Annotated in this window: 22 protein-coding genes; 15 read left to right on the plus strand and 7 right to left on the minus strand. The window is 57.3% G+C overall.

The genetic code is table 11. The features are described 5' to 3' along the window. Positions 1-168: 168 nt before the first annotated feature. A complete protein-coding gene (locus tag ACLPGZ_RS13980) occupies positions 169-957 on the minus strand; it encodes an IclR family transcriptional regulator (protein ID WP_031232690.1) in 789 nt (262 codons plus the stop codon). 310 nt (positions 958-1267) lie between these two features. Here ACLPGZ_RS13980 and ACLPGZ_RS13985 point away from each other — a divergent pair, with 310 nt between their 5' ends. The 10 genes from ACLPGZ_RS13985 (at position 1268) to ACLPGZ_RS14030 (ending at position 12472) form a co-directional block, all read left to right on the plus strand. Continuing rightward, complete coding sequence (locus ACLPGZ_RS13985) at positions 1268-2743, plus strand: NAD-dependent succinate-semialdehyde dehydrogenase (RefSeq protein ID WP_009459235.1); 1476 nt, start codon at positions 1268-1270, stop codon at positions 2741-2743. 98 nt (positions 2744-2841) lie between these two features. Next, positions 2842-4140: an ABC transporter substrate-binding protein gene (locus tag ACLPGZ_RS13990; RefSeq protein WP_009459234.1), complete on the plus strand. Its 1299-nt coding sequence runs from the start codon at positions 2842-2844 to the stop codon at positions 4138-4140. A gap of 252 nt (positions 4141-4392) precedes the next feature. After that, positions 4393-5289 (plus strand): branched-chain amino acid ABC transporter permease, encoded by an 897-nt coding sequence (locus ACLPGZ_RS13995; protein WP_031232688.1) that lies wholly within the window; start codon positions 4393-4395, stop codon positions 5287-5289. Further along, complete coding sequence (locus tag ACLPGZ_RS14000; RefSeq protein ID WP_021446921.1) at positions 5286-6272, plus strand: branched-chain amino acid ABC transporter permease; 987 nt, start codon at positions 5286-5288, stop codon at positions 6270-6272. The genes ACLPGZ_RS13995 and ACLPGZ_RS14000 overlap by 4 nt, the downstream gene beginning before the upstream one ends. Further along, on the plus strand, positions 6269-7018 hold the full coding sequence (locus tag ACLPGZ_RS14005) for an ABC transporter ATP-binding protein (RefSeq protein ID WP_009459230.1): 750 nt from the start codon (positions 6269-6271) through the stop codon (positions 7016-7018). The genes ACLPGZ_RS14000 and ACLPGZ_RS14005 overlap by 4 nt, the downstream gene beginning before the upstream one ends. Further along, complete coding sequence (locus tag ACLPGZ_RS14010; protein WP_083053200.1) at positions 7008-7670, plus strand: ABC transporter ATP-binding protein; 663 nt, start codon at positions 7008-7010, stop codon at positions 7668-7670. Before ACLPGZ_RS14005 ends, ACLPGZ_RS14010 begins: the two co-directional genes overlap by 11 nt. An 11-nt stretch (positions 7671-7681) precedes the next feature. Continuing rightward, positions 7682-8836: an iron-containing alcohol dehydrogenase gene (locus ACLPGZ_RS14015; protein WP_021446920.1), complete on the plus strand. Its 1155-nt coding sequence runs from the start codon at positions 7682-7684 to the stop codon at positions 8834-8836. Between the two features lie 319 nt (positions 8837-9155). Further along, positions 9156-9830: a hypothetical protein gene (locus ACLPGZ_RS14020; RefSeq protein ID WP_239054544.1), complete on the plus strand. Its 675-nt coding sequence runs from the start codon at positions 9156-9158 to the stop codon at positions 9828-9830. Then, positions 9823-10527, plus strand: coding sequence for an RES family NAD+ phosphorylase (locus ACLPGZ_RS14025; RefSeq protein ID WP_226349017.1), 705 nt, complete (start codon positions 9823-9825; stop codon positions 10525-10527). Before ACLPGZ_RS14020 ends, ACLPGZ_RS14025 begins: the two co-directional genes overlap by 8 nt. A 193-nt stretch (positions 10528-10720) precedes the next feature. Beyond that, positions 10721-12472, plus strand: a complete 1752-nt coding sequence (locus tag ACLPGZ_RS14030; RefSeq protein ID WP_268380173.1) for a DUF4153 domain-containing protein — start codon at positions 10721-10723, stop codon at positions 12470-12472. 51 nt (positions 12473-12523) lie between these two features. Here ACLPGZ_RS14030 and ACLPGZ_RS14035 read toward each other — a convergent pair whose 3' ends face one another. The 5 genes from ACLPGZ_RS14035 to fdnG all read right to left on the minus strand — a co-directional run bounded on the left by ACLPGZ_RS14035 (position 12524) and on the right by fdnG (position 19244). Further along, on the minus strand, positions 12524-13429 hold the full coding sequence (locus ACLPGZ_RS14035; RefSeq protein WP_115633965.1) for an alpha/beta hydrolase: 906 nt from the start codon (positions 13427-13429) through the stop codon (positions 12524-12526). Positions 13430-13734: 305 nt separating this feature from the next. After that, positions 13735-14607: a formate dehydrogenase accessory protein FdhE gene (fdhE, locus tag ACLPGZ_RS14040; protein ID WP_268380171.1), complete on the minus strand. Its 873-nt coding sequence runs from the start codon at positions 14605-14607 to the stop codon at positions 13735-13737. Next, positions 14604-15257, minus strand: coding sequence for a formate dehydrogenase subunit gamma (locus tag ACLPGZ_RS14045; protein WP_203145569.1), 654 nt, complete (start codon positions 15255-15257; stop codon positions 14604-14606). Before ACLPGZ_RS14045 ends, fdhE begins: the two co-directional genes overlap by 4 nt. Beyond that, positions 15241-16155, minus strand: coding sequence for a formate dehydrogenase subunit beta (fdxH, locus tag ACLPGZ_RS14050; RefSeq protein WP_115633962.1), 915 nt, complete (start codon positions 16153-16155; stop codon positions 15241-15243). Before fdxH ends, ACLPGZ_RS14045 begins: the two co-directional genes overlap by 17 nt. Next, the gene (gene fdnG / locus ACLPGZ_RS14055; protein WP_429641570.1) at positions 16152-19244 is read right to left on the minus strand and encodes a formate dehydrogenase-N subunit alpha; all 3093 of its coding nucleotides are present in this window, start codon (positions 19242-19244) and stop codon (positions 16152-16154) included. The genes fdxH and fdnG overlap by 4 nt, the downstream gene beginning before the upstream one ends. A gap of 265 nt (positions 19245-19509) precedes the next feature. Here fdnG and ACLPGZ_RS14060 point away from each other — a divergent pair, with 265 nt between their 5' ends. The 3 genes from ACLPGZ_RS14060 to fauA all read left to right on the plus strand — a co-directional run bounded on the left by ACLPGZ_RS14060 (position 19510) and on the right by fauA (position 24082). Then, entirely contained in the window at positions 19510-20454 is a 945-nt protein-coding gene (locus ACLPGZ_RS14060) for a helix-turn-helix transcriptional regulator (protein ID WP_239054538.1), read from the plus strand. A gap of 147 nt (positions 20455-20601) precedes the next feature. Then, a complete protein-coding gene (locus tag ACLPGZ_RS14065; protein ID WP_203145856.1) occupies positions 20602-21777 on the plus strand; it encodes a Bcr/CflA family efflux MFS transporter in 1176 nt (391 codons plus the stop codon). 106 nt (positions 21778-21883) lie between these two features. Further along, entirely contained in the window at positions 21884-24082 is a 2199-nt protein-coding gene (gene fauA, locus ACLPGZ_RS14070) for a TonB-dependent alcaligin siderophore receptor FauA (RefSeq protein ID WP_239054537.1), read from the plus strand. A gap of 175 nt (positions 24083-24257) precedes the next feature. On the opposite strand, the gene ACLPGZ_RS14075 is transcribed toward fauA, so the two are convergent. Further along, entirely contained in the window at positions 24258-24782 is a 525-nt protein-coding gene (locus ACLPGZ_RS14075) for a DinB family protein (protein WP_239054536.1), read from the minus strand. Between the two features lie 158 nt (positions 24783-24940). Between ACLPGZ_RS14075 and ACLPGZ_RS14080 the strand changes: the two genes are divergently transcribed. Further along, entirely contained in the window at positions 24941-25456 is a 516-nt protein-coding gene (locus ACLPGZ_RS14080) for a MarR family winged helix-turn-helix transcriptional regulator (RefSeq protein WP_060186383.1), read from the plus strand. 62 nt (positions 25457-25518) lie between these two features. Further along, on the plus strand, positions 25519-26685 hold the full coding sequence (locus ACLPGZ_RS14085) for an MFS transporter (protein ID WP_115633956.1): 1167 nt from the start codon (positions 25519-25521) through the stop codon (positions 26683-26685). Positions 26686-26687: the final 2 nt, after the last annotated feature.

A 26687-nucleotide genomic window follows, 5' to 3' on the forward strand; every position in this document is an offset into this window, starting at 1 on the left:
GCCTGGCGGGGGTGACAGCCCAGGCCAGGGTTCATAGGCCTGCGCTTTATAAACAAACTTCAGGGTAGATGCCGCTACCGCCTTCTGGATCAAGAAATAATTCAAACAAAAAGGGGCTGCTGATGCCGCCCCTTGTTTTTATAACGTGCTGTGCAGGCTGGAAAAAGCTTATGCCTTGCGCGACGCCCCCAGGCGTTCTGACAGGCGATTAGCCAGCTTGCGCATGGCTTCACCGGCACGGCGCTGGGCTGCTTCATCGGCTTCCTGGGTCAGCAAGCTGACGGCCACTCCGGCCACGGCAGCGCGGTTATTGGAATCAAACACGGCAGCTCCAAAGCAGTGCATGCCGTCGCGTACGCCACAGGCGTCCACGGAGTATCCCAGGCGCTGCACATCGTTCAATTCCACCATCAAGTCTTCCTTGCTGCGCGGGCCATGCACGGTAAGCGGTTCGGGCCAGGGGTGATTCAAGGCCTGCTCCAGCTCCGATCCCGGCAAGGTGCTGAGCATGGCTTTGCCGGTAGCGGTATAGACCGCAGGCAAGCGCATCCCGGCACGGAAGGTGAAACCCAGCGGGCGGGTTCCGTTGCGGCAGGCAATGTAGACCACGTCTTCGCCATCCAGAATGGACAGGGTGATGGTCTCTTCGGGCAGGACGCGCATATCGTCCCAAGCGGCAAAAAACTCCTGCGTCAGATCCAGCTGAGACAGGAAGGCATTGGCCCAGCCCATCACGTGTGTACCCAGGGTGAAACTGCCATTTTCCAGCTTACGGATCAGGTGCAGATCCAGCAAGGTGGTGCACAGACCATACAAGGAACTTTTGGGCATACCCAGGCGTTTGACCAGGTCCGTAAATGACAGGGGCTCCGGCGAGGCCGCCAATTCGTCCAGCACGGTGACTGCACGTACTACAGCCGGAACCAGTTTCTTCTCTTCCACTACGACTAACTCCATAACGACACACAGGAAGTCCAATAAGCCCGGATGGACAGGGCTGAACTCTGGGAACAGGGGCAGGGTTCTGTCAGCACAGCCAGAAGCATCTCATAGGGCAATCAGCCTACAGACCAGGCGTACAGGCCCTGAATTAGGCCAGATTTGCTGTCGGGATGCCAACTCTACATTGTGCCTTCAAATGCCCCAAAACAAAAAATACGGTGACTGATGTTCTACGGGTAAACCCGTAAGCCGATTCGTTGACGTCGCGATTTTTCGGCTCCTATAATTCTACCAAGTTCACTATAAGAGAAACAGGTTCAGCATAATGAACAATATCGCGGCATCATTGATTAGCAAACTGAAGGATCCCAGCCTGGCAAAAGATCAGTCCTGGACCGCTCAGGGTTGGGTCTCGGCAGGCGATGGCAATACCTTCGCCGTTCTTAATCCTGCTACGGGTGAGTGCCTGGCCAATGTCGCCAGCCTGGCCACAGCGGAAATCGAAGCGGTCATCAGCGATGCTGAAGTGGCCCAGCGCGAGTGGAAGGCACGTAGCGGGCACGAGCGTGCCAAGCTGTTGCGCGCCTGGTTCGATGCGCTGGTTGCCAACGCGGACGACCTGGCCACCATCATGACCATGGAACAGGGCAAGCCCTGGGCCGAGGCTCGTGGTGAAGTGCTGTACGCCGCTTCCTTTGTGGAATGGTTCAGCGAAGAAGCCAAGCGTGTATATGGCGACGTGGTCGGCCACCCCCAAGCGGACAAACGCATTGTGGTGGTCAAGCAGCCTGTCGGTGTGTGCGCTGCCATCACTCCCTGGAACTTCCCTGCGGCCATGATTACCCGCAAGGTAGCGCCAGCTCTGGCCGCCGGTTGCAGCATTATTGTTCGTCCTGCCGACCTGACTCCCCTGACTGCCCTGGCGCTGGCCGTACTGGCCGAGCGCGTGGGTATCCCTGCTGGTGTGTTCCAGTTGGTCACCGGTCAATCCCGTGTGGTGGGCGCCGCTCTGACGGAAAGCCCCATTGTGCGCAAGCTGTCCTTTACCGGCTCCACCGAAGTGGGTCGTTTGTTGATGGCGCAGTGTGCTCCAACCATCAAGCGTCTGTCGCTGGAACTGGGTGGTAATGCCCCGTTCATCGTGTTTGACGATGCGGATCTGGACGCCGCCATCGAAGGCGCCATGGCCTCCAAGTACCGCAACAGCGGTCAGACTTGTGTGTGTGCCAACCGCTTCCTGGTGCAAGACGGTATTTACGATCGCTTTGCCAAAGCCCTGAGCGAACGGGTTGCTGCCCTGAAAGTGGGCAACGGTATGGAAGAGGGCGTGGAGCAAGGTCCTTTGATCGAGCAAAAAGCCGTCAATCGTTTGCGCGAATTGATTGACGACGCCGTTGAAAATGGCGCCAGCGTTCTGCAAGGTGGCCAGCCTCATCCTCTGGGCGGTACCTACTTCTCGCCCACCGTGCTGGGTGATGCAACACCGGCCATGCGCGTGGCCCGCGAAGAATTGTTTGGCCCTGTGGCGCCTTTGTTCCGCTTCAAGGACGAAGCCGAAGCGATCGCGATGGCCAATGACACCGAATATGGTCTTGCTGCCTACCTGTTCACCCGCGACAACGCACGTGCCTGGCGCATGGGCGAAGCGCTGGAGTACGGCATGGTTGGCGTCAATACCGGTTTGATTTCCAACGAAGTGGCTCCCTTTGGTGGCGTCAAGCAATCCGGTCTGGGTCGCGAAGGCTCCCGTTACGGAATCGATGAGTACCTGGAAATCAAATACATGTGCCAGCAGCTGTAAGTTGATACATGCCCGCGCTCAGCGCAGCGAAGGGGGCCGCTCTTATATAGAGCACCCCATCAGCAGAACCCCACAATAAGCTAAATAAAGGAGACGCTATGTCTATCCTGTCTGCAACCCCACGAAAATTGACTTTGGCCCTGACACTGGCCACCGCTGGCCTGATGGCCAGCACGACTGCCAACGCTGATGATGTCAAACCCATCAAGATTGGTGTGGTGACTTTCTTGTCCGGCGCCGCTTCCGGTCCTTTTGGCGTTCCAGCCAAAAATGCCGCTGAACTGACGGCTGCCCAATTGAATGAAGGTAAAGTTCCTGCCCCTTACAACACCAAGGGTCTGGGTGGCGCACCGATTGAACTGGTTTTCATTGACGAGAACGGCGGCACCGCCAAACAGGTCAGCGAATACCGCAACCTGGTTCAGCAACAGAACGTGGACATCGTGGTTGGCTACATCTCCTCGGGTGATTGCCTGGCCGTGGCCCCCGTTGCTGAAGAGCTGAAAAAACTGACCCTGATTTTCGACTGCGGCACACCGCGTCTGTTTGAAGATGCCAGCTACAAATACGTGTTCCGTCCGGTGGCTCACGCCACCATGGACAACGTGGCTGCTGCCCGCTTTGTGCTGGAGCGCAACCCCGAGTTGAAGAGCTACGCCGGTATCAACCAGAACTACGCCTGGGGCCAGGACGCCTGGCACGACTTTGAAGGCACACTGCAAGCCCTCAAGCCCGGTGTAGAAGCCAAGACCTCGCAAATGCCCAAGCTGGGCGCTGGTCAGTACAACGCCGAAATCTCGTCCTTGATGGCTGCCCGTCCTGAAGTGATTCACTCCAGCTTCTGGGGTGGTGATCTGGAGGGCTTCGTGGTGCAGGCTCTGCCACGCGGTCTGTTCCGCAACACCCTGACCGTGCTGACCGCCGGTGAAACGGCAACACACCGTGCCAATAACCAGATCCCGACTGGCACCATCATCGGTGCTCGCGGCCCGCACGCTGCTTTCGCTCCTGACAATGAATTGAACCGTTGGTTGCGTGCCAGCTACCGCGAACAGTTCAATGCAGATCCTAGCTACCCGTCCTACAAGATGACGCAAACTCTGCTGGGTCTGAAAGCGGCTTACGAAAAAGCCCAGGCTGCCAACGAAGGCAAAACCCCTTCCACCGAACAAGTGGTTACTGCATTCGAGCACCTGACCTTCGAGAGCCCATCGGGCGACGTGACCATGTCTTTGGGTAAAGGTCACCAGGCTGTTCAAGGTACGACCTTGGGCGTGGTGAAAAACGATAAAGGCGTGATCAGCTACACCGACTTGCGTCACTTCAAACCTGAAGAAGTCACTCCACCCGAAGGCGTGAAGTCCATCGACTGGATCAAGGGTGGTCTGAAGTACTGATCCGAGCAGACGTCCTGAAAAGGACGCTGCCCTGACAATCCGGGCATGCAAGACCGTTTTTTGCATGTCCGGTTTTTACCGCCGGGCCGCTCTCAAGGTTAAGGCTCCCTGTAAGGGGGACACCGAAGGCGTCGCAGTGGTATGTGCATTACCGCCCAGTTGCTTGCGAGGTAAAGGCTCCTCCCCCAAGGAGAAGCGCACCAAGCTTGTGGCGTGGTGGCATTTTTTATTCCCTTTCCACAGAAACCGACTATGTCTCTTCTTTCTGCTGCCCTAATAGATGGCATCATGTACGCCGCCTGGCTGTTTCTGGTCGCGGTCGGACTCACGCTGATCTATGGTGTGATGAAGATCCTGAACATGGCCCACGGCAGCCTCTATACCATTGGCGCCTATACCGCTGTCACCATGGTGACGCAGTGGCTCTCCACCGATCAAAGCCCATACGGCAGCTATTTGATGCTGATCCTGGCCGCGCTTATTGCCGGTCTGGTGCTGGGGCTGGTCATTGAATATGGCCTGCTGCGCTTCTTCTACCAAGAAGAACCTGTTGTCTCTTTGCTGATTACCTACGCGGTCTTCCTGATCCTGGAAGATACCGTCAAGCTGGTCTGGGGCGTGGATCCTTATGTGATCGCCGAACCTTATGGTTTGCTGGGTAACGTCGAATTCGGCGACCTGTTCTACCCCACCTACAGCTTTGTGATTGTTGTTGCAGCCATTCTGGCTGGCCTGTTCCTGACCTTGTTCCTGAAGTATTCGCGTCAAGGCCGCATTTTGCTGGCCGTGATTCATGACCGCGAAGTCAGTCAGGCCATGGGCATTAACGTGCAACGCTACTTCCTGCTGACGTTTATTGCTGGTGCCACGCTGGCCGCCCTGGGTGGTGCGCTGACGGCTCCTACCATCTCTGTCGCTCCCGGCATGGGCGTGGAAGTCATCGTGATGGCTTTCGCCGTGGTCGTGATCGGTGGTCTGGGCTCCTTGCCTGGTGCTGCTCTGGGCGCTGTGATTGTGGGCCTGGTGCGCTCTTTTGCCGTGCATTACTGGCCTGAAATCGAACTCTTCTCCATCTACGCGGTAATGGCACTGGTGTTGGCCGTCCGTCCTAAAGGATTGTTTGCTGCCGCCGAGGCCCGAAAGATATGAACAAGACCAACATTACGCTTAAGCAGGGCATGATTGCCCTGGTCATTACGGTGGCCGCCCTGATTGTGGGCTTTGGCCTGCCATCCTGGCAGTTTCTGATCACGGTGGCGCTGGCCAAGGGCCTGGTTGCCCTGGGCGTGGTGCTCTTGCTGCGCTCCGGCCTGGCCTCTTTTGGTCAAGGCTTGTACTACTGCATCGGCGCCTATGGTGTCGGTATGGCCATGAACTACCTGGACTGGCGTGAAGCCGTGATCCTGCTGCCATTTGCCGCTGCTTGCGCTGCGCTGCTGGCCTGGGTTCTGGGGTTTTTGCTGGCTCGCTACCGCGATATTTTCTTCGCCATGCTGAGCCTGGCCCTGTCCATGATCATGTACGGCTTGCTGGTGCGTAACCCCAGCCTGGGTGGCAGTGACGGCTTTAACGTGCACGCGCCTTCCTTCATGTGGGGTGCCTTTGCTGAAACCCTCTCGCGTCCAGGCGTGTTTGTCCTGACCGTGGTGCTGGTGGGTTTTGTGCTGTGGGCCATGCAAGGTTTCCTGCGCAGCCGTGCCGGTCGTCTGGGACCAGCCATCAAGGACAATGAAATTCGCGTTGAATACCTGGGTGCTTCGGCTTACCGCAATATTCACCTGAGCTACGTGCTGGCGGCGGCTCTGGCTGGTCTGGGAGGTGCCTTGTCCTCGCTGAGCATCGGTCACGTGGACCCTGAACTGGCGTTCTGGACCACCTCGGGCGAGTTCATCTTTATTGCTGTGCTGGGCGGTACTCGTAACGCTTACGCACCTTTCCTGGGTGCGCTGAGCCTGGAACTGATCCGCACACTGGCTTATCAATATGCTCCTAACACCTGGCAGATTGTCATGGGTGTCAGCATGTTGGCCCTGATTGTGTTCTTGCCCGGTGGCCTGATCAGTATTCTGAACCGTCGCAATGCAGCGGCTACCTCCAACGATTCTTCTTCACCGACAGGGGCCCGCTCATGAGTCAGTCACCCTTGATTTCTGCTAAAGGTTTGTGCAAGCAGTTTGGCGCTGTCCACGCTGCGCGCGATATGACCGTTGATATCCATGCGCAAACCATTACGGGCCTGATCGGTACCAATGGCGCAGGTAAAACCACCTTCGTGAACATGTTGACCGGCTACATGAAGCCGGACTCCGGCAATATCTTTTTTGCCGGTCGCGAGATCACGGGTTTGCCACCCCGGGAAGTGACCCGCATGGGGATCGCCCGTTCTTTCCAGATTCCTCAGCTGTTCACCTCCTTGAACGCCTTGGAAAACGTGGAAATTGCCCTGGGGGTGGCCAAGCAGCCCTTGTCCGAAGCCAGTGCGATTCTGGAGCGTTTCGGTCTGAGCGCCTTCGCCCAGTCCCAGGCAGGCACCTTGCCTGAAGGGATTCGCAAGTTGCTGGACATTGCTTTGGCCATGGTGGCCCAGCCTAAAGTGCTGTTGCTGGACGAGCCTACCAGTGGTGTGGCCAGTGACGAGAAATTTGAAGTGATGGACCGTGTCATGAAAGTGGTTCGTGATGCAGGCGTGACGGTTCTGTTTGTGGAGCACGATATGGAAATCGTGCGTCGCTACAGCGATCGCGTGCTGGCTTTCTACGACGGCACCATTCTGGCCAACGGCACTCCGGACGAAGTGCTGGCTCATGAGCAGGTCCGTGAATACATCATCGGCGAGCCGGTGGGACGCAATAAACAGGAGGCCGATAATGCTGCTTGATGTCAAAAATCTGGATGTACGTATTGGCCCCACCAGCATCTTGCGCCAGGTGAACCTGCAAGTGCGCCAAGGCCAGATCGTGGGTCTGGCCGGCCGTAACGGTGCGGGTAAAACCACGCTGATGCGCACCGTGATGGGCTTGCTGGCCGTGGACAATGGCTCGGTCATGTTTGATGGTCAGGAACTGGCCAAGATGCCCGCTTACCGTCGCACCAGCCTGGGCATGGGTTTTGCCCCCGAGGATCGCAAGCTGATCCCCGAGCTGAGCGTGGAAGAGAACATCCGCCTGCCCGCCTGGGCCTTGAAGTCCCAGGACATTGAAGAGCGTCTGGATCGCGTCTGGCGCATCATTCCTGAGTTGAAAGTATTTGGCCCACGCCGCGCCCTGCAATTGTCGGGCGGTCAACAAAAGCTGGTCGCCATTGGCCGTGCCTTGATGACGGCTGACAAGCTGCTTTTGCTGGACGAGCCTTTTGAAGGTGTTGCTCCTGCGCTGTCCAAGCGTATTGCAGAAGTGGTGGGCGAGTTGAGCAAAGAGGGCTTCAGTGCCTTGTTGTCCGGTGCTGACTTGCAGCACGCAGGCAATGTGATTGATTACACCTACCGGATGGACCGCGGCCGTATCGAAGTACCGCAGCCCGCCATACCATAAGGAGAAAGCCCATGTCGGCATTCGAGTTCAGAACCACCCCCGCTATTTATGTTGAAAGCGGAGCCGCTGCCCGGCTCGGTCAGATCCTGCGCAAGCGCTACTCGCAAGAACGCGTTTGTCTGGTGACTGACCGTTTCCTGCACGAAAGCGGCTTGCTGGATCCTGCCCTGGCTGATCTGAAAGCCAACGGCTGGACCGTGCAAGTGATTGACGATGTTATTGCCGATCCTCCAGAGCACATTGTTTTGCAGGCAACCGAGCGCGCTCGCCAGGCCAAAACGGAAATCGTTGTTGGCCTGGGTGGCGGTTCGTCCATGGACGTGGCCAAATTGCTGGCTGTCCTGCTGGCTTCGGACCAGCCCCTGCAAGAGATGTACGGCATTGATAATGTGCGCGGCTCGCGCCTGCCCTTGGTGCAGATCCCGACCACGGCGGGAACAGGCTCGGAAGTGACGCCTATTTCCATCGTGACCACCGGCGAAACCACCAAATCCGGTGTGGTGGCGCCCGAGCTGTACGCTGATCTGGCCATTCTGGACTCGCAACTGACATTGGGCTTGCCACCGCGTATCACTGCGGCGACGGGTATCGACGCCATGGTGCACGCCATCGAGGCCTACACCAGCCGTATTCTGAAAAACCCGCTGTCGGACAACCTGGCCAAACAAGCTCTTCGTCTGATTGGCAGCAAGCTGGTGCACGTTTGTCGCAACGGCCAGGATGCCGAGGCTCGCCAGGACATCCTGCTGGGTGCCACGCTGGCTGGTCAGGCTTTTGCGAACGCTCCCGTGGGTGCCGTACACGCATTGGCTTACCCGATCGGCGGTATTTTCCACGTGCCACACGGCTTGTCGAATTCGCTGGTCCTGCCACACGTTCTGCGCTTTAACGCCCCGGCCGCAGCCCCGCTGTATGCCGAACTGGCGGAAGTGCTGATCCCCGGCATCCAGGGTGATGAGGCCTCCAAGACCGAAGCCTTCATCAATTTTATGGAACAGATCGCCATTGATACCGGCATCGAGCGCCAATTGCGCGAAGTCGGCATCAAGGAAAGCGACCTGCGCCGTATGGCCCAGGAAGCCATGAAACAAACCCGTCTGCTGGGCAACAACCCCCGCGACGTGACTGAAGACGACGCATTCGCTATTTACAGCGCCGCGTTCTGATAGACCGCTAACAGCGGAAACCTTTTTGCCTGAGTCCGGTGCTGTGCCGGCTCAGGTTTTTTTTTCGTCTGCTCAATGGGGGGCTGCAACGACGCTAATAGAGATAGGGAAGAGAAATAGGAATGGGGAGTTAAGCTTCTTGATGGCGCGAGTTCCGTTTTATGCGGCAGGGCAGCGGTGCCGCGTCTGCCTGATGCGTGTCAGAACGAGCGATAAGGACGTAGCTGAGGCTAGGCTGCCTGCTTGTACAGGTCGGTTTTTGGATTATCAGGGTTATGCTATTATTAATCATCATAAATAACCTTCAAGGAGTCTATCCATGAGCGTCCTGGTAAGTAGTCCCAGCGTCTCGACCCTGGTGGGTACGCCCAAAGAGGTTAAGGTAAGTTTGGGCAAATCCAAGGCAGAACAAGTGCTGGTGCTGGCTTTCGATCACATCAAACCCGCCGCTTTCAAGGCTTTGGCAGAGAACTTCACCAATGTAGCCTCGTCCATGTTCGAGGTCTTGCAGGAGCGGCAGGACAAGGAGTCGCTGGAGCGTCTGGCTGAAGTGCTGGTGCCCCGCACGCCACCATCGCCCCGTCTGCTGAAAGAAGCCGCCATGTTGGTTCAGGCCCGCACCGCGGTGTTGGAAAGCGGGGATTGGCTTAGTGCTGCTGATGTGGCGCAACTGGCGGGCTTAAGCACCCGCAACCCTAGCGCCCAGCCTAATAAGTGGAAGAAGCAGGGGCAGATTTTTGCCATCAATCATGGTGGCGCGGATTACTTTCCTGGCTATGGCCTGGACCCGGCTACCAGCTTCCGTCCTGCCAAACCATTGGCTCAGGTTCTGGAGATTCTGGCCGGGCATAAAGATAGCTGGGGCATGGCCTACTGGTTCATGTCCAGCAACAGCTTTTTGGGTGGCAAGCGGCCGCAGGACTTGTTGATGTCTGCACCGGAAAAGGTCATTGCCGCTGCTCAAGACGAAGTACAAGCCGTGGCTCATGGCTGAGCCAGCGTCGCCCGCGGCCGCTGATAAAAAGCACATTCCGCAGGAGGGGGGATCGGCAATCTCCGCTCCAGGTGGTGAGCTGCGTTTGACCTTGATGGAGTGGCCCAAAGGGCAGTTATTGCATCGCGTTCATCAAGATAAGTATTTGGCGACCCAGTTCAACCCAGGTATGCAGGGCAATGCCCGTTTCAGTCCAATTCAGGATGAGAAGGGCAGGGCCATTCCCACCTTGTACGGTGGCACCAGCCGCGATTGCGCCATGATGGAAACCGTCTTTCATGACGTGCCGCACGCCGCTGGCTTTAAAAGTTATGACAAGAAAAAGCTGCTGGGGCAGGTGCATTCCACCGTGCTGCTGAATGCGCCTTTGGTTCTGGTCGATCTGGCCAGTGTCCCGCTAAGGAAACTGGGTGTGACACGCAAGCAACTGATCGACACCGAAAAAGATCAGTATCCGGCAACCCGTTTGTGGGCTGCTGCGATTTATCGGCAATGTCCGCAGGCCCAAGGCTTGTGCTGGGTGTCCCGGCAGGATGATTCGGCACGGGCCGTGATGCTCTTTGGGGACCGCATTGCCAAAAGCGCCTTGAAGCCTCAAGGCCCATCCCACAGCTTGAGCGAAGACCCGGCCAGCTACGATGCCGTGCTGGATCTGGCTGAACGGATCGGGGTGCTGATCGTTCCAGGTCGCGTGTAAGCCGCCCATATTTCAGACCTAACGTCTGCTTACAAGAGCAGTTCTGTCCGGGACAGAAAGTGGGCCCTTCAGCGTACTAAACTAGCCGGGTTTCGCAGGGCATGACATGGCTTATCACCCTATGTCCTGACGCCGTCAGCAATGGTGTTCTTCCATCTGCTGTCATTGTTGAATCGATTGCTTTTTACTCTCCATGACCGCGATCTCACTTTCTTCCTTACAAAACCGGCGGACGCTGACTTTATGTCTGGCCGGTGCAGTGCTGGGCCTGCTTGAATGGGTGGCCTTCAGCAATCTGATGATGGCGCCCGCGCCGCGTGAGCATATCTGGGTGTCCTTGCTGTTGGCGGTGGGAATCTTTGGGGTGGCCTCTTTCACCTTGCTGATGCACATTTCTGTGCGCAAGGCCTTGCTGGTGTCCCTGGGGCTGGGAGTGGCCAGCGCGGCGCTGATCTTGCAGGCGCAAGGGGGATATGCTGAGGTCGCCCTTTTTTGGCGGGCACCGCAGATGTGGGTGGCAATGGGGCTGCTGGCGACTATTACTCTGCCATTTCTTGCCATTCTGGTAGAGCGTCCACGCGATTGGGCTGATTACCGTCGCCTGTTCGAGCTGAGTTGGTCCATGGTGTGTTCCTGGGCCGTCGCATTGTTCTTCTGCGGCCTGGCCTGGGGCGTGCTGATGGCGTGCCATATGTTGCTCAGCTTTGTCGGCATCACCCTGTTAGGGGATGTTCTGCTGGAACCCACGGTTGCGGCTGTGGTGTCTGGTGCTTTGGTGGGAGCCGGTCTGGCTCTGGCCTCGGACTCGGATGGTGGCTATCTGTCCCCCATTCTGTTGCTGAAACTGCTGCGTTTGCTGACCCCTGTTTTGCTGGTGGTGATGGTGGTGTTCATCGTCGCCTTGCCCTGGCGTACGGGTGAGGGCTTGCCACTGGCCGCCCTGTGCGTGGCGGCTGTTCTGGGGGCGTCGACTCTGGTGTCTTCTGTTGTTGCGGACGAGGATACGAATGCCAGCGCAAACCCTTTATTGCGCGCCTCGGCCCGTTTACTGGGTTTTGTCATGCCCGTGCTGGCAGGCGTTGCCTTGTGGGCGATTTGGGCGCGGGTTGCTCAATATGGTTGGACCCCCAGTCGTGTTCTGGTCATGACAGCAGCGCTGGTGGCAGCGGGCTATGGTTTGAGTTACTTCTGGGCTGCCTGCCACCCTCAACACTGGATGGCGCGAGTACGCCGTTCGAATGTGGGGATGGCGTTGGCCCTGATAGTGCTGGCCATTATCTGGCTGCTTCGCATCGGCTCTCCCGAAGCGATCTCGGCGGCTTCGCAAGTGGCCCGGCTGGAGGCCGGCACGCTAAGCGCGGATGAGTTCCCGGATACGGAAATGAGAATGTATTGGGGACTGCCAGGGCAAAAGGCCGTGGACTATGTGGTTGAGAAGAACTTGCTGGTCGGGAAGTCCGAGGATAAGCCTGAGGAGGCTGTGCCGGATCAAGAGCTCGAAGTCTGGGACATCGGTGAGGACAAGGCGCGGCAGATGCTCTTGGGCTCCTTGCCCAGCTCTCCGGCTGACCATCCTTTACGTCAGTCCTTTATCGAAACCTATCCAGGTTGGGACATCGCCTATCTGGCCAAGGCTTGCGAGACTCGAACTCCGGGTAACCACGCCGGTTGCTTGCTGGTATTTGTGGATTTGTTGCAGGGCGAAGCGGGAGACGAAGCAATTGTTCTGTCGGTCAACAACCCCATGAATAATGGTGCTGTCTTTGTGCAGACCGCTAATGGGGAATGGGAGAAGGCGACCGCTTTCACGCCCGGTTTGTCGCTGGATAATATGGGCGCCGTCATTGATGGCATTCACGCCAAGGGAGCGGTCATTGAGCCCGCGCCTTTCAGTGTCTTGAAGTTGCCGGACGGCGGCTTTATAGGTGCAGCTCAGCGCCCTTGAGGGCAGGGCGCTGATAGAGCGATCAGTGGTGATGCCTTTGGTTTGAAGGCATCACGGCTGGGCCGCAAGTCGCAGAGCAGGCTTCAAGGAGGCGGCCAGCATCTGCCCGTGGTTCAAGTCGCTGAAGTTTTCGTAGCTGACGTTCAGCCCTGCATCCTGCAAATGCTTGGCCATATCCTGTGCGGACCATTGAGCCGCAGCATTGCTCATGGAGGTACTGCGGCGCTGCCCGCCCACCATGATGGCAATGCGCTTGTCCTTGGCCAGCGTTGTATCAAAAGCCTGAGCCGTCTTGACCAGAATCCCGTCATACCACCACAGGGAGGGATCGCCCGCCACGTAGCGCTGGTACAGATCAGGATGGGTGAACAGGGTGTGCAAGGCGAACAGGCCGCCGTAAGAGTGGCCCCACAGGGTCTGGCGGGAGCGATCAATAGGCTCGCGTTCTTCCACGGCAGGCTTGATGTGGGTTTCTATATAGTCCAGAAAAATATCTGCACCGCCGCCTGAACGGCCCCGTACTTCCACAGGTTTGCTGACGCCGTTTTCCGTAACGGGAGGCGTGTAGTCGAAGGCGCGGGCAATCACATCGTGGCGCGCTTCGGTGTCGTAGCCAATGGCAACCAGGACCGGGGCAGACAAGGCGCTGATGGCTTTCAGGTCGTCCACATCAATACTGGCCATGGCGGCATTGCCATCCACCATATAAATCACCGGATGACCGCGTGCGGGGGCGGGGCGGTTCGGGGTGCCTATCTGTATTTTGTAGTGCCGCTTGCCGTCTTCCGAGGACATGATCAGCGTCTCGAAGCGGTACAGGCTTTGTTGCTGGTCCACGATGGAGGGACCGGCTGCCTCGTTCCAGGGGCGCTGGGTTTGCTGGGCGTGGGAGGGAAGTGTGAACGCCAGGCAGAGCGTGGCGGCACTGATCAGAAAGCGGGGCAGGGAGGTCTTCATCAGGGTCGGAATATAGAATGCTGAACAGGAATCATTCTTGATTATAGGGTGTGCCGACTGGTAGAAAACAAATATCCGGACTACAAATCGTATCTATATGATGAGGGCGCTAATGCTCTGCTGTCGATGACCCATTGCTGGCTATTTGGAGTTTGCACATCGGTATCAGGGCTTGGCTGCCAGTTCTTGTGATGGTGCAGCCACGAGGGGAGGGTATGGAGTGTGCTTGGCACAGAGTGTGAGGCGGGTAGCGAAACGGATATATAAAAAGCCCGGATCAGCATTGGGCCAGTCCGGGCGTTTCTTTACAGGGCCTGATCGGGCAAGGCGAAGGGGTTCAAGCCCGTGCGACCATAACCTTCTCCGGTCGCAGCATCGTCCAGCACCAGGCTGGCCAGGTCATCGGCGACGCTTTCTGCTGCCGCATCGCGTTCCTGTGAGATGACTTTCAGATAGCTATGGCAGTGACCACAGCTTTCTGCACGGACGACCGCCTCGGTCGTTTCAAAGCTCAGATAGTCCAGATCGCCGGCGTCGGCGCAGTTCGTGCACTTGGCACGAACCATATGCCATTCACACTCGCACAGGGAGCAGTGCAAGTAGCGCAAGCCTTGGCGCGTGCCTTTGTGGATCAGGCTGGCAACAGGGGCGCCACCGCAAACCGGACAACTGGCAGACTCTTCCTTGCTGTTTGCAGGCAAGGGAAGAGCTCGTGCGGCCAGGGCAACTTCCAGAGACAAGGCGGCCCATAAAAACGGAGCCAGTGCCTGGGAGACGGCGTCGAACTGGTTTTGTGCCAAGGCCAGGCCTGCCTCGCGACGTGCCTGGGTGCTCATGGCGCGCAGCGCATCCAGATGAGGGCTGATAGCGGGCGAGGCGCTGGGAGCAAGCTGCTCCAGCAGGGCGTCCAGATGCGCTGTCCAGGCACCCTGACGAGCAATGGCAACAGGATCGACGGCATCGGCATCCGATTGGGCTTGTTCCGAAACCTGGGCCTGTGCCTGAGCAATATCGGCAGCCAGCTGCAGATAGGCCTCAAGCTCATGGCCTTGAGCCAGCTCGCGCAGACGGGCTGCGCGGGCGGTGTACAGCTCGTGCAGTTCGGGCCGCAGGATGGGATCAAAATGCCGGGTGGAGGCTTCCGACGGCACGGAGCGGACGATAGGGATTTCGTTCATGCCTTGCCTTCCTTCGCATCTTTTTTTGCAGCCTGCAATTCATCATGCCAGCGGTCGTGGTGATGACGTATCCAGGCTTTGGAGACATAGCCGGTCACCATGCCGGTGATGGAGCCGCGCACCCAGATCGCCAGATAGATATGGCCCAGAATCAGCAAGATCAAACCAATTCCGGCGACCGAGTGGATCAGGATGGCCAGGCGCAACACGGGAATGCTGAAGAACTCGGCAAAGTACGCGCGCCACATGATCAGGCCCGATACCAGCAGCGTGACGATGGACAGCATGATCAGCCAGAACAGCACTTTCTGACCGGCATTGTATTTACCGATACGCAAAGGCTGTTTGGCGTTATTCAGGATCACGCCTTTGACATTACGGAACCAGATCAGATCAGTTTTTGCTGGCAAGTTGTACTTCACAAAACGCACAAACATATAGCAAAGGCCGACGAAAACCGCGATCCCTAGAAAAGGGTGCAGGACGCGGGCCAGTTGCGGTGTGCCCAGGAAGGAACTGAGCCAGGAAAAAGAAGGGTAAAACCAGGACAGCCCTGACGTTGCGGCCAGAAAGAAGCAGAGCACCACTGCCCAGTGGCACAGTCTTTCGGGGAATTTGGTGCGCAGAACAAGATTATTTTTCTTGGCCATGATCGCCTCCTTCAGATGCCTTTGCCTCTGTGTCCTCGTGGTCCTCGTCAACACTGTTCGGGCCTACGCCAATAAAGTGTGCTGCCATCCCTGCGACAGCCACGGCGCCTGCCACCGCTGCAGCGGGTTTGAGCACATCTTTCCAGCCACCGACCACCGAGCTGATGTGCGGGTCTTTGGGCAGACCGGCATAGCGCTGGGGATCGTCCGCGTGTTGCAGCACGTACATGACGTGGGTACCACCTACGCCTTGCGGGTCGTAGAGGCCAGCGTTTTCATAACCGCGCTCGTTCAGGTCCTCGATACGGCTCAAGGCCAGATCTTTCATTTCCTGCTTGGAGCCAAACGCAATTGCGCCGGTGGGGCAGGTTTTGGCGCAAGCGGGTGCCTGGCCCACGGTGACGCGGTCCGAGCACAGCGTGCATTTGTAGGCCTTGTTGTCCTTCTTGGAGATACGCGGTACGTCGAAAGGACAGCCCGCCACGCAGTAACCGCAGCCCACACACAGATCGGACTGGAAATCCACAATGCCATTGGCGTATTGAACAATTGCACCAGGAACCGGGCAGGCTTTCAGACAGCCGGGGTCTTCGCAGTGCATGCAGCCGTCCTTGCGTATCAGCCATTCCAGCTTGCCGGCTTCGTCCTCGTGCTCTGTAAAACGCATCAAGGTCCAGCTGTCGGGGCTCAGGTCGCTAGGGTTGTCGTACACGCCGACGTTTTCCTCGACCTGGCCGCGCAAGTCGTTCCACTCATTGCAGGCGACCTGGCAAGCCTTGCAGCCAATGCAGATGGACACGTCAATCAGCTTGGCGACTTCCATCTGGTGATCACGCACCTGCGGCGCAGGCGTGACCGAGTTGGTGGCCGAACGGCGCACTATGTTTTGCGAATTCATGCCGTGGCTCCCTTCATTTTCTCGACATTGACCAGAAAGGCTTTGAACTCCGGTGTTTGCGTATTGGCATCGCCTACGCCGGGGGCCAGGGTATTGGCCAGAAAGCCCTTGCGGGTTTCACCTTCAAAGCCCCAATGGCAGGGGATACCAATTTGCTGCACTTCCTGACCCGCAACGGTCAGGGTCCGCATGCGCTTGGTCACCACGGCCTTGGCTGTGATGTAGCCACGCTTGGTGGTGACTTTGACGGTGTCGCCGTGACGGATGTCTTTTTCAGCGGCCAGTTGCTCGCCAATTTCCACAAACTGTTCAGGCTGCAACATGGCATTCAGATAGGAATGCTTGGTCCAGTGGCGGAACAGTTCGGTAATGGAGTAGGTGGTGGCCACATACGGATAGTCGTGACGGTTGCCCATGCGCTCGGCATCATTGGACAGAATCCGTGCCGTTGGGTTGTGTGTCACCTTTTCGTGCAGCGGGTTCTTGGCAATCGGGCTTTCTACCGGCTCGTAATGCTCCGGGAAGGGGCCGTCATTAATGCCTTTTTCCGAGAACAGGCGGCCCAGACCTTCGGGCAGCATGATGAACGGGGCAGCAGGGCTACCGGGAGGCAGGTTGGCCGGGAAGTCCGGAATATCGGCCCCGGTCCATTGCTTGCCATCCCAATGCAGGATTTGACGTTGGGGATCCCAGGGATTGCCCATCTCATCCATGGATGCACGGTTGTACAGAATGCGCCGGTTGGCCGGCCAGGCCCAGGCCCAGCCGGGAGTATTGCCCAGGCCCGTATCGGTATTGTCCCGATTGGCCATCTGGTTGCCTTTCTCCGTCCAGGAGCCGGCAAATACCCAGCAGTAGCTTTGCGTGGTGCCGTCATCGCGCAGTTGCGCGAAGTTGTCCAGCAACTGGCCCTTGCGCAGGATCTGCTTGCCGTTGTCGTCGAACACGTCAGCCAGCGCATAGCCATTGGCCTCTTTGGCCACTTCTTCGGGATGCGGGAAGTGTGGGTCGTGATAAGTATCGGCGTCCCAGGTCATGCTCAGAACCTGCTCGGGACAGGCACCGCCTTCCTCTTCGTACAGGCGACGCAACTCCATCATGATTTCGCCCAGAATATTGGGGTCATGACGGGCCAGCCCTAGAGGTTGCTGCCCGGCGTAGTGCCACTGCAACCAGCGGCCCGAGTTCACGATGGAACCGTCCTCTTCAGCAAAACAGTTCGATGGCAGGCGGAACACCTCCGTCATCACTTCTTCTGTCTTGATGTCGTTGAACTGGCCTTCATTGCGCCAGAAGTTCGAGGTCTCGGTGACCAGCGGGTCCACAATAACCAGGAACTTCAGCTTGGACAGAGCCTTGGACGTCTTGTTCTTGTCCGGCATCGCGGCCAGCGGATTAAAGCCCTGCGCAAAGTAACCGTTGACCTTGCCTTCATACATCATGTCGAAGTAGGCCAGCATGTCATAGCTGCGATCCCACTTGGGAAGCAGGTCAAAGGCAAAATCGTTGGCTGGCGTGGCGTGCTTGCCGTACAGGTTCTTCAGCAAGGAGATGAAGAACTTGGGTGTGTTTTTCCAGTAGTTCACCTGACCGGGCAACACATCCTTGGGCGTGGTTTCTTCCAGATACTGCGCCAGCGTCTGCTGATTGTCCGAGGGCAGGTTCATATAACCTGGCACACGCAAGGACAGCAGGCCCAGGTCGGTATAGCCCTGGATATTGGAGTGGCCGCGTAGGGCGTTCACGCCGCCGCCAGCCATGCCGATATTGCCCAGCAAAAGCTGGATCATGGCAGCGCCACGAATAATCTGTGCGCCACCCGTGTGGTGCGTCCAGCCCAGCGCATACAGCCAGGTCAGGGTTTTGTTCTTGGCCGAACAGGAACCAATGATTTCGGCAATCTGCAGGAAATCGGCCTGCTTGACGCCGGTAATGTTCTCCACGACTTCGGGCGTGTAGCGGTCCACGTGGGCTTTCAACAGCTGCAGCACGGAACGTGGATGCGTCATGCTCATGTCGCGCATCACTTCGCCGTTCTCGTCCACCGCATAGGTCCAGGAGGACTTGTCGTACACCTTGGTTTGCGGGTTGAAGCCCGAGAACACCCCTTCGTCAAAGGTGAAGTCGTCGCGCACGATCAGGGAGGCGTTGGTGTAAGAGCGCACGTACTCGTGCTGAATCTTGTCGTTCTCCAGCAGCCAGCGCACCATACCCATCAAAAAGGCGGTGTCCGAGCCAGCGCGGATGGGCGAGAAGATGTCCGCCACGGCCGCCGTGCGGTTAAAGCGCGGGTCCACCACAATGACCTTGGCCTTGTTCTTGATCTTGGCCTCGATCACCCATTTGAAACCGACCGGGTGGGCTTCGGCGGGATTGCCGCCCATCACGATCACCACGTTGGCGTTCTTGATGTCCACCCAGTGATTGGTCATGGCACCGCGCCCAAAGCTGGGGGCCAGGGCCGAGACGGTGGGGGCGTGACAGAGCCTCGCCTGGCAATCGATACCCAGCATGCCCAAAGCGCGAGTGAACTTGAAGTCCAGCAAGCCGGTTTCGTTGGAGGCTGCCGAGGAGGCCAGAAAGCCTGAGGACAGCCAGCGGTTCACGACCTGACCTTTCTCGTTCCTGGCAATGAAGTTGGCGTCGCGGTCGTCCTTCAGCAAGCGGGCAATGCGTCGCGTAGCGTCTTCCCAGCTGATCTTGACCCATTCCTTGGAGCCGGGCGCCCGGTATTCGGGGTGCAGCAGCCGGTTCTTGGAATGAATCATGTCCAGCAGGCCTGCGCCTTTCGGGCAGAGCGAGCCACGGCTGACCGGGTGATCCGGGTCGCCTTCAATGTGAAAGATACGGGGTTTCGCATTCTTGGAGCCATCGCCCATGGAGTACATGAGGATGCCGCAACCGACTGAACAGTACGTACAGTTGTTGCGAGTTTCTTTGGCGCGCAGCAGTTTGTAGGGCCGGACGGCTGCAGGAACTTGAGCGGCGGCTGTCGAAAGTCCCATCGCGGTAGCTGACAGCGCAGCTGCCCCAGCACCAAGAATTTTGAGAAATTGACGCCGACCAAAACTTGGCACGGTGTTATTCATGAAGGATTCTTCTTGCAAAAAAGGTAGTGGCAAAAGGATCACTAATTGCCGGGGCGGATTATAGCAGCATGCTTATAGGGTGCCCGGCTATTGGCATATAGGTCCTTGAAAAGGCAATAGTTGTGGCATAAAGGGGAATGTGGAAGTCGCCATATAATTGAGAATGTGTGCTATTCTCATGTGGCCTATTTCACTCTTTCCTGCCATCCGCGCCATTAAAGAATTATTTGCGGGCCTGGCTCGGGCTGCTTGCTCCCACACTCCTATGATCAGATTTACGGTATCGGACTTTGACCGACTCGGTAGTCCGACGGGTTTTCGCTATTGCTTGCCGGATTACAACGGTCCCAAGCAGGACATGGAGCAGGTTTGTATTGCCGAAGGGCGCGTGCAGGAATACGAGGTCCGGCCCGGCATGAAGATGGTGCTTTCAGACATCATCACTCACCACCAATACCAGGCGACCTCTTTGGCCGCGCCGCAGTTCTCGGCCATTGTCATGTTGCAGGGTCGGGCGCAGACTCAGCTCGCCAGCCAGAAAACGGTCAGCATGATGGCTCAAAGTGGGGCCACCATTGCACATGCGGACGCGGTGGCCATGACAGGAACTCATCCTGCTGGGCAGCGCCTGCGTGGCTTGAACATCACTTTACATACGCCTGACAGCTTGGCTGATTCGCCCTTGGGAGAGATGCTGGCCAACGTCATGGGTTCTTCGCGGATACGATTGCAACGCTGGGCGGTGCCCCCGCATTTGTTGAGCGCGATCGATCAGTTGATAGACAGTCCCTGGCAGGGCACCTTGCACAATCTGTTGCTGGAGGGGGTCAGCTTGCAAGTGCTGGCTCATGCGCTGGATGGCCTGGCCCGAGAAACAGAAAAAGATTCCCCCGTCTCCGCGCGCGACCGGCAATTGCTCGAACGTGTCAGAGAGCGCCTCTACCATTCGCCTGGCGAGGACTACACCTTGGCAGATCTGGCCAAACTGGCCTGCATGAGTCCCAGCACTTTGCGGGTGAAGTTTCAGGCGGTCTATCAATGCTCGGTATTTGGCTGGCTGCGTGAGCGCAGGCTGGAACTGGCGCGAGAGTATCTGGCACAAGGCTGGAGCGTACAGCAGGCAGCGCACTATGTAGGCTATCGCCATGCCACCAACTTCGCCACGGCATTCCGTGAGCGCTATGGCATCTCACCCAGCGAATTGAACTAGGCTGTCCCGTCATTGCCCAAAGCTCTTCAAGCGTTGCGCATTCCCCGACGGTGCTTGCATCGCTCATGCTGAAAGACCCTGCCCCTTGTGGGCCGCTTCTTTTTGTATTTGACTGTGCCGCCTTTCCTGCTTCCTCCGTATCCCTTGATGGTTTTGATGTTGGGCCTGCTGGCCTGCGTGGCACCGGCCACCATTGATGCCTATTTACCTGCATTCAGCGCTCTGGAACAGGAATTCAATGTGCCGCCACACAGCGTGCAGCAGACCCTGGGTGTGTATATGTCTGCGTATGCGGCCATGTTGCTCTTGCACGGTACCTTCTCCGATGCCTGGGGACGCAAGCCAGTGGTGCTGGTTTCCTTGCTGGTTTATGTGGCTGGTTCTGTGATGGCGGCTGTAGCGCCCAGCTTCTCGTTCTTGTTGGCGGGCCGTGTCTTGCAGGGTTTGTCCGCCGGAGCTGGCTTGGTCATCGGGCAGGCCATGGTGCGTGATTGCTATCAGGGGCAGCAAGCGCAGCGCACATTTTCTTATATCGTGCTGGTGTTCAATGTCTCGCCCGCGCTGGCGCCGATTGTGGGCGGGCAGTTGATCGCCCATCTGGGCTGGCGCTCGGTGTTCTGGATGCTGGCCGTATTGGCCGCGCTGGCGGCTTGCTTGTGTGCGCTGCGCCTGCCAGAGACCTTGCCGACGTCCAGACGTCAGCCTTTGGTCTGGTCGCAGTTGCGGGTCGAGCTATGGCTTTTGTTGCGCAATATCCCTTTTATGGGGATGAGCCTGGCTTTGAGCTTGTTGATCGGTGCGCAGGCATTTTTGATTGGTGCCGCGCCTGATTTCATTACCCATACCTTGAAGCTGCCCGAGACCGCGTTTGCGGCCTTGTTCGTGCCCTTGGTGATTGGGGCCAGCGCGGGAGCCTTGGCCTCAGCTCAGCTCTCCCGTCTTTGGGAAGCGCGCAAGCTGATTACTTGTGCCTATGGCTTGATGCTGGGGAGCTGCCTGGCCTATGTCGCCTACCTGGCACGTGCTGCAGAACCCGCGTTGCTGTGGGCGGTCGGGTTGCCGGCATTCTTTGCCGCCGGGCTGGCCATGCTGTTTCCGGTGTTGACCATGCAGGTCTTGGCGCAGGTTCCCGCACGCGCAGGGCTGGCGGCTTCCTTGCTGGGGTTTTGTCAGATGGCTACCTTTTCCCTGGTCAGTGGCTGGTGCGTACCTTGGGTTTACGGGCAGCCTGTGCGCATGGCGGCCGCGATGCTGTTGGCCGTAGTTGCCAGCCTTGTCGCCTGGCTTTGGCTGCAAAAGCGTGCAGATCGGGCCGTGTCATAGGCAGGACTGATGTTTGGCATAGCGTTTTTGCGTTTATGAATACATCGCTCTAAAACATGAAGATGATAATTGTTCGCATCTAAAACCTTTGCTGAGATCCACCTTCATGTTTGCCGTTTCTTCCAGCTCTGCTCGCCTGCGAGTGCGTTTGCTGACACCTCTTACTCGCTCCGCCATGCTGCTGGCGGCCGCGGGCAGCCCAGCCTGGGCACAGGACAAGGCTCCTGATCAATCTCCCGTGGAGCTGTCCACAATTACGATCAAAGGCAATCGAGATCCGGGGGTGACCGAAACCAGCCAGTCCTACACCACCAAGGCAATGAGCACAGCCACGGGTTTGTCACTGTCCATTCGTGAAACACCGCAGTCGGTCAGCGTGGTGACCCGCCAGATGATGGAAGATCGCGGTATGCAGACAACGGCCGATGCCCTGCAAAGCGCCCCGGGTATTTCCGTGACGCGCAGCGATACCAACCGTTATTCCTTTTCCTCGCGTGGTTTTGGCATCGATAACTATCAGTTTGATGGCTGGACCCAGCCTGTGCTCTCGCCCTGGGCTTTTGGTGAAAGCAATCTGGACCTGGTGGTGTTTGATCGGGTTGAAGTGGTACGCGGTGCGACAGGTTTGATGACGGGGGCCGGCAGCCCCTCGGCCTCGGTCAACTATGTACGCAAGCGTCCCTTGCGTGATTTTGCGGCATCGGGGGGCGTGGACGTAGGCAGCTGGGACTTTGCCCGTGGTTATGCCGATGTTTCCACACCTATTACCGAAGATGGCCGTATTCGCGGGCGTATTGTGGGTGCTTATGGCAAGGCCAACAGCTACACCAGTTTGCAGGACACCAAGACGCGCACCTTGTATGGCGTGATTACGGCTGACCTGATGCCCGGCATGGAGTTGACCGGTGGAGTGGCCTATCAGTCCAGCTCGAACAATGGCTTTGGCAGTGGTTTTCCGCTGTTCTATAGCGATGGTTCGCGCACAGACTTCAAGCGCTCTGTTTCCAACAATACGGACTGGTCGCGCATCGAGAATGACACCACCACGGGCTTTCTGGATTTAAGCCATCAGTTCGCCAATGAGCTGAAGCTGCGCCTGACTTATAACCAGTCGCACACCGATGCATCCATGAAACAGATTTTCCGGGGCGGCTACCCGGATCGGGAAACCGGCTTGGGTACCGCTAACTCCTATTCCTATTACAAGGGGGATGTGCGTCGCAAGGCATTCAATGCCTCTTTGTCCGGCCCCTTCGAGCTGTTCGGTAAAGAGCATGAGTTCTCTGTGGGCTGGATGATGTCCCAGGACCGTGTCTCCTTCCCGCAGTATCGCGCCCTGGCACCTTTGCCGGATGCGGGCAGTTTTTATCAGCCGGGCCGCGTGCCCGAACCCGTGTGGTCAGGCGAGCCCTCCCAGGCGGATGACATGAACAACAGACAGTCTGGTGCCTATGCCGTAGGGCGTTTTTCCTTGATGGATAATCTGCGCTTGATGGTAGGTGGACGCTTGAGTAACTGGGAGACGGACCAGACCTACTTTGGTGCCAAACGCCAGTATCGCAACCGCAATGAGTTCATCCCTTATGCCGGCTTGATCTACGACTTTGACGACACCTACACGGCTTACGCCAGCTATACGGAAATCTTCAAACCGCAGAACGCCCGCAACGAACAGGGTGATCTTCTGGCTCCCATCACGGGTAAAAGCTATGAACTGGGCTTGAAAGCTGCCTGGCTGGATGGCCGCTTGAATGGGGCGGTATCCGTGTTCCAGACTCGCCAGGACAATCTGGCCGAAGCCACTGGCAATAACGTGATCGGCGCGCCGCCCAATACCCCCGCCTATCGCCCCGTGTCGGGAGCCAAGGTAGAAGGTATCGAGCTGGAGCTGGGCGGGGAGTTGATGCCCGGTTGGAACTTGGCCAGCAGCTTGACGACCTTCACGGCCAAGGATGCACAAGGCAAACCCATCAACACCAGCAAACCACGTACTTTGTTCAAGCTCTACACCACCTATCGCTTGCAGGGCGATTGGCAAGGGCTGACAGTGGGTGGTGGTATCGACTGGCAAAACCGCATGTACCAGGATGCGACCGCACCGGGCCGTAAAGTGGTCAAGGTAGAGCAGGGCAGCTATGCCATCGTCAACCTGATGGCGCGCTATGACTTCAACAAGCGCATGTCCGCCACGCTGAACGTGAACAACCTGTTCGACAAGAAGTACTACTCGCAGATCGGGTTTTATAACCAGGGCTGGTATGGGGCGCCCCAGAACGTGATGCTGTCCTTGCGGGCGCAGTATTAAGAGAGAAAGGTGCAGGCAGTAGAGCCTGATGCAAAAGCCTGCTTGTCATCGCCAAGCAGGCTTTTTTATTGGAAGCGGATAGGTTGCTTGCTGCATCTCGGACACCGAGATCTTGTAGTCCTTGAGCTACAAGTACAGCGCTGTCGGTCTGCTTTGAGGCCTGCGGGCTACAAACTCAGGACACCAAAGCCAATAAATCAGTCACCCCAATATCGACACCTGCCTGATACAACAAGGTGCTGGCCTGACCGCGATGGTGAGTCTGGTGATTAAAAAAGTGCGTCACTAAAAGCGCAAAATCCTTCTCCATACTCTGGCCCGCCATATTGCTGTAGCGTAGCGTTTGGCCCAGTTGCTCCGGTGTCAGCGTGGCGGCCCAATCAATAATGATCCGGTCCAGCTTGTGACGGTACTGATCCAGTTCCGCCAAGGTGTCGAACAACTGCTGGTCCAGTGCGCGTGGCTTGGCAAATACGCCGATTTGCTCGCGCAAGGCGTGAGCATCAGGATGCTCGGCAAAGCGGTGCAGCCAGACGGTGTCCCCCACCGCAATGTGCATCATGGTCTTGAACAGCGAACCGAAGAAAGCCTTACGTTCCTGATACAAGTCTTGCGCTGAAAGACTGGCCGCCGCATCGTAAAGACGGCGGTTCATCTGGCTGTTGTAGGATGCCATGCGGGGGGCGGTTTGGGGTGTCATGTTTTTTCCAGGCCAAGGTTCAGTACAAGGATTATTTGATTAAAAGGAAGTATGGATCAAGACGGATCTGCTTCTTCAGACTTGTGCCTCATTAATTCACTTGACCCAAATATAAGTAGTCAGCTACATTTCAGCCATGATAACTATGTGGCAGCGCGATGTTTGAACTCAAGGACCTTCCTAGCTACGACACTCTGGTAAAGATGGGCGTCGAGTACCGCAACCCGGATGTGGATGGGTTGCAGGCTTGGCTTATCTGGGCTTCGGCTACCAGTGAAATGTTGTCGGCTTTTGAGGCCAATCTTGATCGCACTTCCGGTTTGTCGCAGACACAGTTTTTTGTGCTGATTCTGCTCAAACGCAATCCGGATGGCTTGAGCATAGGCACGCTGGCAGATGGGGTGTCGGTTACGTCGCAGACGATGACTCGCATTATTGATCGCATGGAAGTTGCCGGTTTATGTGATCGGGAGCAGCACCCTCAGGATCGTCGTGCCTGGTTGGTTCGCCTGACAGAGCATGGGGCCCAGGTTTTGGGTAAAGCCTTGCCGGCTCACTATGTGTGGGTTGCTGAGCTGATGAGTCATTTCGACGCGCAAGAACGCGATGTGCTTGTGCGCTTGATGCTCAAGCTCAATCAACAAGGCATCTTGCCCAAGACAAGCGGCGGTTGATTGTCGGCCGTTTTTTTTAAATAAATATGTAGCTTGCTGTATAACAGCTAAGAACATTTATCATGAAAGTATCTGCTAGTGATCCGCAAGCTGTCGGGACAGGTTTGCGTGCCTTGATGGTTGTCTGCGCTTTAGCGGTTGTTTCGCTGCTTTACCTGCCTTTGCCCATTCTTGGAGTCTTGAAGCAAAGCCATGGCATTGATGCGACGGGCATGGTGAGCAGTTTTGGGTTTGCCTACGCAGCCGGGTTTCTGATCTTTGGTCCCCTGTCCGATCGAGTGGGGCGTCGCAATGTCATGGTCGCAGGCCTGCTGGCCCTGGTGGGTGCGACGGTGGTGCTGGCCGTAGCAAGTACCTCCTGGTCCCTAATGGTCGGCCGTGTGTTGCAGGGCTTGGCGGCTTCTTCTTTCCCTCCCGTAGCGATTGCCTATCTGGCAGAGCGGGGTAGCCCACGTCAAAGGGTGTGGAGTGTGGCCTGGATGAGTACGGCATTTCTTTCCGCTGGTTTGCTGGGGCAGATTTATGGCGGACTGGTTGCTGGACCTTGGGGGCTGGCGGCTGCCTTTTGGCCGCTGTGTCTTGTATTCGCCTTGACGGCCTGGTGCCTGTGGAAGAAACCCGCTGATATGCAGGCGGGCCAAGGCTTAAGCGGATTTTTCAGCAATTACAAAGCCATAGGTGGCTTGTTGGCTGATGCACGACTGCGTCGTGTTTACCTGCCTGCATTCTTCCTGCTGATGTGTTTCGTTGCTTTCTACATGACTTTGGATAGCAAGCTCGGGATGCAATTTGCGCAGTTGGGAATGTCTCCTTTGATGACACGGGCTGTGGTGGCGCCTGCTTTTTTGATGCCCCTGCTGGTGGCTGTCGTGATGCCGAAGCTAGGGCCTCAGCGAACCTTATGCTCTGGATTAGCGTGTGCCGCTGCTGGCTTGGCCTTGAGTGCATGGGCAGGGGAAGAGCACCTGATGGCTTTGCTGGGTGCCAGTTTCCTGTTTGTGGCCGGGCTGGGCATCAGCGTTCCTAGCCTGATTGCCCGAGTGGCAGCAGTCAGCGATATCTCGGTGCGGGGATTGGCCGTGTCGCTCTACACCTTTGTGCTGTTTATTGGCGCAAGTCTGGGGCCATGGCTGGCTCAACAGACTGCGGATATGACTTTGGCCAGCACCTATTTGCTGCTTGCCGGTGTATTGGCCATCTGCGCGATCTACGCCGTTTTTTCCAACTAGGA

Source organism: Alcaligenes sp. Me129, from assembly GCF_050487245.1.
Taxonomy (GTDB): Bacteria; Pseudomonadota; Gammaproteobacteria; order Burkholderiales; family Burkholderiaceae_B; genus Alcaligenes; species Alcaligenes phenolicus.